10 protein-coding genes and 1 pseudogene are annotated in these 8,427 nt (G+C 70.7%); 6 read left to right on the top strand and 5 right to left on the bottom strand.

Translation table 11 applies throughout. The annotated features are described in order from the left end of the window. Positions 1-89: 89 nt before the first annotated feature. Positions 90-263 (bottom strand): hypothetical protein, encoded by a 174-nt coding sequence (locus ACZ6EM_RS31190; RefSeq protein ID WP_465773788.1) that lies wholly within the window; start codon positions 261-263, stop codon positions 90-92. Between the two features lie 538 nt (positions 264-801). Continuing rightward, a complete protein-coding gene (locus tag ACZ6EM_RS31185; RefSeq protein WP_465773787.1) occupies positions 802-1,791 on the bottom strand; it encodes an alpha/beta fold hydrolase in 990 nt (329 codons plus the stop codon). A 191-nt stretch (positions 1,792-1,982) separates the two neighbouring features. On the opposite strand from ACZ6EM_RS31185, the gene ACZ6EM_RS31180 reads away from it, so the two are divergent. Continuing rightward, positions 1,983-2,555 carry a helix-turn-helix domain-containing protein gene (locus ACZ6EM_RS31180; protein ID WP_465773794.1) on the top strand — a complete coding sequence of 191 codons (573 nt, stop codon included), beginning with the start codon at positions 1,983-1,985 and terminating at the stop codon, positions 2,553-2,555. 42 nt (positions 2,556-2,597) lie between these two features. On the opposite strand, the pseudogene ACZ6EM_RS31175 reads toward ACZ6EM_RS31180, so the two are convergent. Next, positions 2,598-2,979 (bottom strand): annotated as a pseudogene (locus ACZ6EM_RS31175) (Tn3 family transposase); the annotation flags it as partial. Positions 2,980-3,121: 142 nt separating this feature from the next. Next, positions 3,122-3,700 carry a TetR/AcrR family transcriptional regulator gene (locus ACZ6EM_RS31170; RefSeq protein ID WP_376272846.1) on the bottom strand — a complete coding sequence of 193 codons (579 nt, stop codon included), beginning with the start codon at positions 3,698-3,700 and terminating at the stop codon, positions 3,122-3,124. 86 nt (positions 3,701-3,786) lie between these two features. Here ACZ6EM_RS31170 and ACZ6EM_RS31165 point away from each other — a divergent pair, with 86 nt between their 5' ends. From ACZ6EM_RS31165 to ACZ6EM_RS31145, 5 genes are all read left to right on the top strand, one after another. Continuing rightward, positions 3,787-4,668, top strand: coding sequence for an SDR family oxidoreductase (locus ACZ6EM_RS31165; protein ID WP_465773786.1), 882 nt, complete (start codon positions 3,787-3,789; stop codon positions 4,666-4,668). 212 nt (positions 4,669-4,880) lie between these two features. Beyond that, the gene (locus tag ACZ6EM_RS31160) at positions 4,881-5,732 is read left to right on the top strand and encodes an SDR family oxidoreductase (protein ID WP_452177855.1); all 852 of its coding nucleotides are present in this window, start codon (positions 4,881-4,883) and stop codon (positions 5,730-5,732) included. A gap of 241 nt (positions 5,733-5,973) precedes the next feature. Continuing rightward, complete coding sequence (locus ACZ6EM_RS31155; RefSeq protein ID WP_452177854.1) at positions 5,974-6,189, top strand: hypothetical protein; 216 nt, start codon at positions 5,974-5,976, stop codon at positions 6,187-6,189. 37 nt (positions 6,190-6,226) lie between these two features. Next, a complete protein-coding gene (locus tag ACZ6EM_RS31150) occupies positions 6,227-6,451 on the top strand; it encodes a hypothetical protein (protein ID WP_401047365.1) in 225 nt (74 codons plus the stop codon). 646 nt (positions 6,452-7,097) lie between these two features. Continuing rightward, on the top strand, positions 7,098-7,340 hold the full coding sequence (locus ACZ6EM_RS31145; RefSeq protein ID WP_401047355.1) for a hypothetical protein: 243 nt from the start codon (positions 7,098-7,100) through the stop codon (positions 7,338-7,340). 68 nt (positions 7,341-7,408) lie between these two features. On the opposite strand, the gene ACZ6EM_RS31140 is transcribed toward ACZ6EM_RS31145, so the two are convergent. Further along, a complete protein-coding gene (locus ACZ6EM_RS31140) occupies positions 7,409-7,915 on the bottom strand; it encodes an RICIN domain-containing protein (RefSeq protein WP_401047358.1) in 507 nt (168 codons plus the stop codon). Positions 7,916-8,427 lie beyond the last annotated feature (512 nt).

The raw sequence follows: 8,427 nt of genomic DNA, 5'->3' as shown, positions 1-8,427 counted from the left end.
CAGCCACGTGATCATTCTGGCCGCTCGGTTGCCACCTGGCGGCAACCGAGCGATGCGTCACAACGGGGCGAACGCAGTCTGATGCGGCACTAGAAGTATCCGATGCCGGCGATCTGCCAGGGTGCTCCGACGTGGATGGGGCTGCCGTTCTCCTCCAGCACATCAGCTCGGCCGATGATGCTCATGTCGTTCATGAACCAGATCTGGGACTCGTTGGTGCTGGTGTTGTACCAGAGGATGTCCGGCTGCGCGTCGCTCAGCATTTGATCGGCGGGTGGCCCGGCGACCTTGGCGGGCGCGGTCCCGTCCGGGGTAGGGCTGCCGTTGTTCACCGAGACTGCCGGGTGGTCCCCTTGTCGCCGGCCGGCCCGTTGCGCTGTGCGCCGGGCCGGTACTCAGGGCTGTCAGAGCGGCGACGACGGCGATGACCGTGCCGACCAGGGTTGTCTTCGTTCTGGGCATGGTGGTTCCTCCTGTGCGCACCGACGGCCTGATGCCGTGGCCTGTGATCTGACGGGCGAGAGGAAGCGCCCTTGCGCTGGCCGGCACGTGCGCTCACCCGGCGACCCGCGCCGCGGCCGGCCTGCGGACCCGCTGGTGTTCCGGGGCGGAGGGTGCGCTGCCTCGTGCACAGGTCGTTCCACGGAGTCGGCCGCCGGTCAAAGGCACCGGTCCGAAACCATCCCACTGCATGAAGCCTGGTGAACCGGCCCGTCACGTCGACACGCTCGGTGCGCGGGGGTGACCATGACGAACAGCGGCAAGCCCTTGCGACGGAGGCCGGCCGGCGCACCCGCCGGTTCAGCCCTGGAGGGAGGCGAGCCAGGCGGTCAGCAGGCGGTTGACGTCCTCGGGACGCTCCTGCTGGATCCAGTGCCCGCAGCCGTCCAGGATGTGGGTGGAGGTCAGGGCGGGGAGGGTGGCCGGGTAGGCGTCGATGGCGTCGGCCATCCAGGTCGTGGAAGCGTCCAGGGCGCCGCCGATGAACAGGGACGGCTGCCTGATCGGGGCTCCGCCGTACTGGGCGAGGTCCTCCCAGTCGCGGTCCATGTTGCGGTAGCGGTTGAGGGCCCCGGTCATGCCGGTGCGCTCGAACTCCCCGGCGTACACGTCGAGGTCGTCCTCGGTCAGCCAGGCGGGCAGCTTGCCGCCGGGGAAGCGGTCGCGCAGCCGGCCGCCGGTGCGGGTCACGAAGTGCGGGTCGGGCTCGCCCCGGGCGGGCATGGTGTCGGCGGACATGGCCGCGTAGAAGCCCGCGAGCCAGCCCCGGAGGTCGGGCTCCATCTCGGCTTCGGCCCGGCCGGGCTCCTGGAAGTACGAGACGTAGAACTCCTGGTCGCCGCCCATCTGCGCGAAGACGTCGGTGGGGCGGGGGCCGCCGGGCGGCGCGTAGGGGACGCTCAGCAGTCCGACGGCGCGGAAGACCTCGGGGTGGAGCAGGGCGGAGGCCGCCGCGATGCTGGAGCCCCAGTCGTGCCCGACGACCACCGCCGTCTCCTCGCCCAGGGCGCGCACCAGGGCGACGTTGTCCTCCACCAGGTCGAGCATCCGGTAGGCGTCCGTCGCGGCCGGCTTGGAGGAGCGGCCGTAGCCGCGCACGTCGAGCGCCACGGCCCGGTGTCCCGCCGCGGCGAGGGCCGGGAGTTGGCGGCGCCAGGAGTACCAGGTCTCGGGGAAGCCGTGGACGAGCAGGACCAGTGGTCCGGTGCCCTGCTCGACCAGGTGCAGGCGCCCGGCGGGTGCCTCGATGGTGCGGTGGCGCAGGTCGGCGGACGGTGCGGGCTGGTGCATCGCTTCTCCTCGGTTCACGGGCGGCCGCGGTTACCCACCGATCATGCGGCGCGGCGGCCGCGCGACGCGAACACCCTTGCCATTGTGGCAAACTGGCAGGACAGGGCGGTGGAGGCAGCACGGCCGCAGGGAGCGGGGCGACGGTGACGGTGACGGTGACGGACGACGGCACAGCCGACACGCTGGCGGCCATGGGCCCCCGGCTGCGGACCGCGCGCGAGCAGCACGGCGCCACACTCACCGGCGTCAGCCGCGCGACCGGCATCTCGCTGAGCACGCTGTCGCGGATCGAGACCGGCCGGCGCAAGCCGACCCTGGAGGTGCTGCTGCAGCTAGCGAAGGCGTACGACGTCTCCCTGGACGAGCTGGCCGGCACCGCACCCGCCGCGGCGGCCGGACCGCGCACCCCGGTGCCGCAGCGTTCCGGCAACGACAAGACGGTGCTGCCGCTGACCCGGTACGTCGGGGGCCTGCACGCCCACAAGCACGTCCTGCCCGCCGTCGACGCGCCGCCGGCGCGGCCGCGGCAGGTCTCCCACGACGGGTACGAATGGCTGTGCGTCCTGTACGGGCGGCTGTGGCTGGCGCTCGGCGAGCAGGACCTCGTCCTGAGCGCCGGGGACGTGGCCGAGTTCGACACCCGCACCGCCCACGGAGTCGCGAACGCCGGACCCGGCGGACCGGTCGAATATCTGATCATGTTCGGGCCGCAGGGAGAGCGCCTACGACCGCGCACCCCAACCCCCGACCGCTGGGCCCGGTAGTGCGGAGCACAACGTCCGGGCCCCGCGACGGTGCCTGCGGCTTCACGCTTCGGCGGCGTCCGGGTCACACAGTGGTCGCAGGCCGCCGGGCAGGTCGGGGAGCTGGAAGAGTACCGGCCGAGCATGTTGGTATGGTGCCGCACGAACAGTGAGAGGCGAGCCACGTCCTCGTCACGGACGTCGAAACCGTCCATCCGCAGCTTCTTCACCGCGGCGTCCAGGTACCGCGTGCTGAACAGCACGAGGGCGGAGAGGACCAGCCCCAGCGCCCCGATCCGGTCCTCCATGCCGTCCTGGTAGCGCTGGTAGAGCCGCCCGTGCCTGCCGTGGAAGGATCTTCCGGGCGAAGGGAGCGGCGGCCCTCCTGGAGGTTGGCCTGGCTCTTGACCTGCCGCAGGTAGCCGGGCTCGTCGGCGAGGCTGAGATTCTCCCCGAAGGCCAGGCTGTCGGCTCGGCGGCGGACCCGTCGCCGTCAGAGGTCGTACCTGGACTCCGACCCATGGGACTTTCGATATCGGTGGGACTATTCCCTTCCACCGCACCGGCGCTGGACGGTGCTCGTCCGGTCAGCCCAGCGATGCGCTCGCCGCGCGCAGTTCGTCCAGGGCCGCGAGGGTGTATCCGGCGAGCTCGCCCTCGGCGCCGCGGTCGTCCTCGGCCCATTCGGCGTACCCGCGTTTGAAGGCGAGGACGCCCAGCTCGCCCGCGAGGGCCGCGGTCGGGTCGGGTACGCCGCGGGCGACCAGGGCGGTTGTCATCGCGGCCGCGAGGCTGACGGTCTTGAGGGTGTCGCGCTCTTGCAGCTCGGCGCTGGCGGCGACGGCGGCCTTCAGGCGGGGGGCGAGCTCGCGGCTCCCGGGGCCCATCGCGGTCGAGGCGCGTTCGAGACCGGCGGCGACCGCCTCGAGCGGGCTGGCGTCACCGGGCGCGTCGGCGATCCCCTCGGCCAGCAGCCGGCTCAGCGTCTCCTGCCCGGCGACCAGCAGCTCGCGCTTGTCGGGGAAGTGCCGGAAGAAGGTGCTCTTGGTGACCCCGGCACGCTCGGCGATCTGCGCGACCGTCGTGGCGTCGTACCCCTGCTCCGTGAACAGGTCGACCGCGGCCACGACGAGGCGTTCACGCGCACCTGGTTCCCATCGACCCATGGGGTTCAGCATACGTGATGGGACTCTTGTCCCATCACTCTGCTACGGTGACGGGACAAGAGTCCCATCACTTCTGGGAGGGTTCCATGCGCGTCTTCGTCACCGGCGGCACCGGTCTGATCGGTTCCGCCGTCGTCGCCGAACTCCTCGGCAACGGCCACACCGTCCTCGCGCTCGCGCGCTCCGACGCCTCCGCACAGGCCGCCGAGATGGCCGGCGCCGAGCCGCTGCGGGGAGGCCTCGCCGATCTCGACGTTCTGCGTTCCGGCGCCGCCCGGGCCGACGGGGTGATCCACCTGGCCTTCGGCAACGACTTCAGCAGCCCCGAGGCCCTCGCCCGGAACGTCGCCGAGGAGACCGCCGCCCTCACCGCCCTCGGCGAGGAACTCGTCGGCAGCGACCGCCCCCTGGTCACCGTCTCGGGTACGCCCCGGGTGCCGGGCCGTGCCTCCACCGAGGCCGACCCGGTACCGACCGACGGGCCGGTCGGCGGCCGCGGTCGCACGGTCACGGCGGTCCTGGGCCTGGCCTCGCGCGGGGTCCGCAGCACGTCCGTACGCCTGCCGCGCACGGTTCACAACGGGGGCACGGGCGGGTTCGCCGGTCTGCTGACCGACATCGCACGCCGAAGCGGGATCTCCGGCTACCCCGGCGACGGCACCCAGCGCTGGCCCGCGGTCCACGCGCTCGACGCGGCCGTTCTGTTCCGGCTCGCCCTGGAGCAGGCGCCGGCCGGTACCGCCTGGCACGCCGTGGCCGACGAGGGGGACCGGGTACGGGACATCGCGGCCGTCATCGGCCGACGGCTGGGCCTGCCGGTCGAGTCGGTGCCGGAGGAGACCTACGGCCCGCTCGGCCCGATCTTCAAGGCCGACCAGCCCTCGTCCAGCACCCGCACCCGGCAGGCGCTCGGCTGGGAGCCGAGGCACCCCGGCCTCCTGGAGGACCTGGAGAACATCCAGCCCTGATCGGCGACCGACCGTCCCGTCGCAGCGACATCTCGGATCCGCGCATCCGCGCAGCCCGCGGTCGGCGCACACCGGCTCCCGACCCGTTCCCCCGCACCGGCGCCGACGACCAGGCCGCCGGCGCCGGTCCGCCACCCGCGGGGAAGCGACACCTCTCGCACCACCCCCGCCGATGCGGCAACTCATGTCCACAACAAGCAGGAGGTTCCATCATGGTGGCAGTCGTCTTCGGCGCCCGCGGCAACGTCGGTCGTCATGTGGCCGGTGGCCTGCTGGCCGCCGGTGAGCAGGTCAGAGCGGTCAGCCGGACCCCGACCGCGGGCTCGACGCCCGAGTGCGAAGCAGTCGTCGCCGACCTTGAGCGTCCCGAGACCCTCCCCACAGCGCTCGACGGTGCCGACAAGGTGTTCCTGTACGGAATGCTCGACCCCCGGAAGCCCTACGACATCGAGAAGGTCGCCGCTGCGGCCGCAGCCGCGGGGATCCGGCAGGTGGTTCTGCTCTCGTCGGTGTCGGTCGCCCTGGACCCCGACGCCGACCACCCGGTCACCCGCCTGAACCGCACGATCGAGCAGGCCGTCCAACGGTCCGGCATGGACTGGACGTTCCTCAGGCCGGGGACGTTCGCGACCAACACCCGTACCTGGTGGGCCGAATCGATCCGCACCGACAACGTCGTCCGCCTTCCCCGTCCGCTCGCACAGTCGGCACCGGTGCACGAGAAGGACATCGCGGCGCTGGCGGTGACCGCCCTGACCGAACCGGGCCACTCGCACCAGGCCTACACCGTCTACGGGGCAGAGTCCCTGTCCCTGCAACGCCAGGTCGAGCACATCGGCGAGGCCATCGGCCGTCACATCCGGATCGAGCACATATCCGACGAGCAGGCCCGCGCGGAAATCGCCAGAACCATGCATCCGGTCGTGGCCGAGGCGATCGTGAGTCAGTGGGCCGCCGCCGACGGCGTCGCGGCCGCGACCTCCGTCATCGCCGAAAAGATCACCGGCGCTCCGGCACACACCTACGCCCAGTGGGCCGTCGACCACGCCGACGACTTCCGCTGAGCCCGTCGTGCCGACCAACCGTACGGTGCGGCCCGGCTGCTCGGCACTCCGGATTCCGCCGCCCCGGCCAGCACCCCCATGTTGAGTGGTCGGCCGCACCAGCTGCCGACCGCCCCGCAGCCGCGCTGCTATATTGAACACGTTCAAACTTGATGGGCGGGATCCGCTCCGGGATCCGCTCCGAACTCGGCCAGGGGGACACGTGGCACCAGGAAACGGTGTGGATGTGGCGTCGCGCGCAGTGATCACTGTGCTCACAACCTGGGTGACACTGGTCGCGCTCCTTCTCCTGCCGACGCTGCTGCCGAATCGATGGCAGTACTACATCTACTCGCCCGCCAGCGTCGCGCTGTGGATGCTGTCCATGCTCGTCGGTCCGGCCGTGGCATGTGCGGGCAACCGGCAATGGATCCGCCACGGCGTATGGAGAGCCGCAGCCGGCGGAAGCCGGACCTGACCGAGCGGATCCGCCGCCGTACGCCGTCGGTCACCCGATGGACGCCGCCGTCCTCGTCGACGAGCTGCGCGAGCAGATGACCACCGAGCTGACCCTGCTGAACGACCGGATGCCCAAGCCGAGCTGGCGGGACATCGCCGAGCGGAAGTCCGGGGCGATCCGGCTCACCCCGGACGAGGCCCAGCCCGAGCCGCGCAACCTGCGAAGGATCCAGACGAGGTACAGCGCCGGTGGGGCATCGTGCCGCTCATCCACATGCTGAATGAGGCCGTGCTGCGTACGGTGCCTGGACGCCGCCACCTCGGTCTCCGGTGGAGGCAGGCGCTCGGTGAACGGGCTCCGGGGGAGCTTGGCCGGGTAGAGCTGGTCCATGCTGCCCTTGGGCATGTAGCGGCAGGGGAAGCGATCCACTCGTCGTGGAGTTCGACGAGCACGGCGGTGACCAGCCATAGGAACGCGTCGTCGTTCGGGAAGAGGGCGACGTCGGTGCGGCGTCCGATGCATCTGCCCGGTCGGCCCCGCACGAGCGGGGACAACTCCGGCACCTCCACCCACGGGAGGCCGCAAAAACTCCGCGCACGAACGCGCGCTCAGCCAGCACAATGGGGCCGCACCGCAACAACGGACGAGAGGACCCGGACGGCCGTGCTCAACCCGGTCGCCGCGCCGGACGCACTGTCAGCCGCGGCGGAACCCCTCCTGGACCTGTTCCAGGACTGCAACCACGAGCCGTTCATCGAGCTGCTTCACGTGGTTCCCGTGACCGGGATGACACCCGGTACTGACCGGATGCAGGGTCTCGCTCAGGCCGTCCACGACGCCGGCGGCTGGGCAGCGGATACCAGATGGGACACCGATACTCCCGCTCGCCTCCCCCCCGGGCCTGGCGGGACATTCTCCATCGGCAGGTGACCAAGGGGTTCATGCAGCCCCCCAAAACGGAGTTCGTGCCCAACCCCCGCACGCCCGATGAGATCCGGCAGGCCGGCGAACTCGCCGATGGCCTCGCCGACCTCGTCGCGGCACACCTGGGTCCCGTCCGAAGCTGCGGCGATGTCGGAGGTCCGCACTCCTACTGCATATGGTGGCGCAACCTGTTGTTGGTCACCGACAGTTGGGTCACCATCCTGCATCTCGCAATCAGCGACTGACCAACCAGCTCCCCGTCACCGGCAACCCTCCGGCTTCCGGTCACCGGGCGACCACGCGCGATCGCGTCTCAGCGCCACTTCTGCGTGGCGGACCAGTTGCACTGCCACTGGTTTGCGGTCGCACCGTTGTGGGTGGCGTCGTTCCAGATCTCCAGGCACTTGCCCGAGTTCCTGTTGCTGATTTCGCCAGTGGAGGTCAAGAGCCACTGCTGGGTCGGCGATCCGTTGCAGTCCCACTGGCCGGCAAAGGCGCCGTTGTCGGTGGCGTCGCCCCAGATCTCCAAGCACTTGCCCGAGTTCACATTGACGATGGCGGCCCAGGCACCGTTGAGGTACACCTGCCATTGCTGGGTTGCTGATCCGTTGCAGTCCCACTGGCCGGCACGGGCGCCGTTGTCGGTGGCGTCGTTCCAGATCTCCAAGCACTTACCGGAGTTCACGTTGACGAAGGTTCGCGAACCCGCCGACAGCGAATGCACGGTAGCGGCGTCGGCGGATGGTGCGGCCGCGAATCCTGTGGTGACCACGATTCCGGCGACAAGTGCCGCTGTTCCCTGACCGATCCGAAGCCTCATTGGCTCTCCTCATGGGTGGGTGGCATCCCGTGCCTACCCGGCCGATGGCCGGGGAATCGATGGGGTGGGCGAATGGCGGAAAAGCACGGGAGTCGTGTCGGATGTCGACCCCGCCGAGATCGACAGCGATCGCGGCGGGCGCCTCGGGCGGAGCCTCGAGGCCGTGGGTGGGCTGGACGCTGTCGTAGGCGACCAGGGCCGCTGTCCGGACGTCGATGTGGTCGGCGAACGGGCGGGCCTGGCCGTGCCAGTGTCGTGCCCCCTGGTTGAACGCCCTCGTTCCGGGCGAAGTCCGCGAGAAATTTCTTCGAACCGACCTGCAACCCCCCCCCGGCGGGATGGACGTCTATCAGGGTGAGAGGCGGGGAGAGCGAGCCGGCGGAGCCGGGGGGCTCGGGCGGGCGCCTCGGGGCGCGACATCGGGCGCCCGTTCATCCGATCACCATCACCTTCATCACCACGTGTCCTTGGGGGGACTGCCACATGAACGCGTCCGCTATCGCCCGTATTGC

The organism is Kitasatospora sp. NPDC041917, assembly GCF_055589745.1.
This window is presented reverse-complemented; position numbering and strand designations above follow the sequence as displayed.

Coding starts and splice junctions, on each gene's coding strand:
- ACZ6EM_RS31190 (WP_465773788.1), bottom strand. CDS start 263: ATGCTGAGCGACGCGCAGCCGGACATCCTCTGGTACAACACCAGCACC.
- ACZ6EM_RS31185 (WP_465773787.1), bottom strand. CDS start 1,791: ATGCACCAGCCCGCACCGTCCGCCGACCTGCGCCACCGCACCATCGAG.
- ACZ6EM_RS31180 (WP_465773794.1), top strand. CDS start 1,983: ATGGGCCCCCGGCTGCGGACCGCGCGCGAGCAGCACGGCGCCACACTC.
- ACZ6EM_RS31170 (WP_376272846.1), bottom strand. CDS start 3,700: ATGGGTCGATGGGAACCAGGTGCGCGTGAACGCCTCGTCGTGGCCGCG.
- ACZ6EM_RS31165 (WP_465773786.1), top strand. CDS start 3,787: ATGCGCGTCTTCGTCACCGGCGGCACCGGTCTGATCGGTTCCGCCGTC.
- ACZ6EM_RS31160 (WP_452177855.1), top strand. CDS start 4,881: ATGGTGGCAGTCGTCTTCGGCGCCCGCGGCAACGTCGGTCGTCATGTG.
- ACZ6EM_RS31150 (WP_401047365.1), top strand. CDS start 6,227: ATGGACGCCGCCGTCCTCGTCGACGAGCTGCGCGAGCAGATGACCACC.
- ACZ6EM_RS31140 (WP_401047358.1), bottom strand. CDS start 7,915: ATGAGGCTTCGGATCGGTCAGGGAACAGCGGCACTTGTCGCCGGAATC.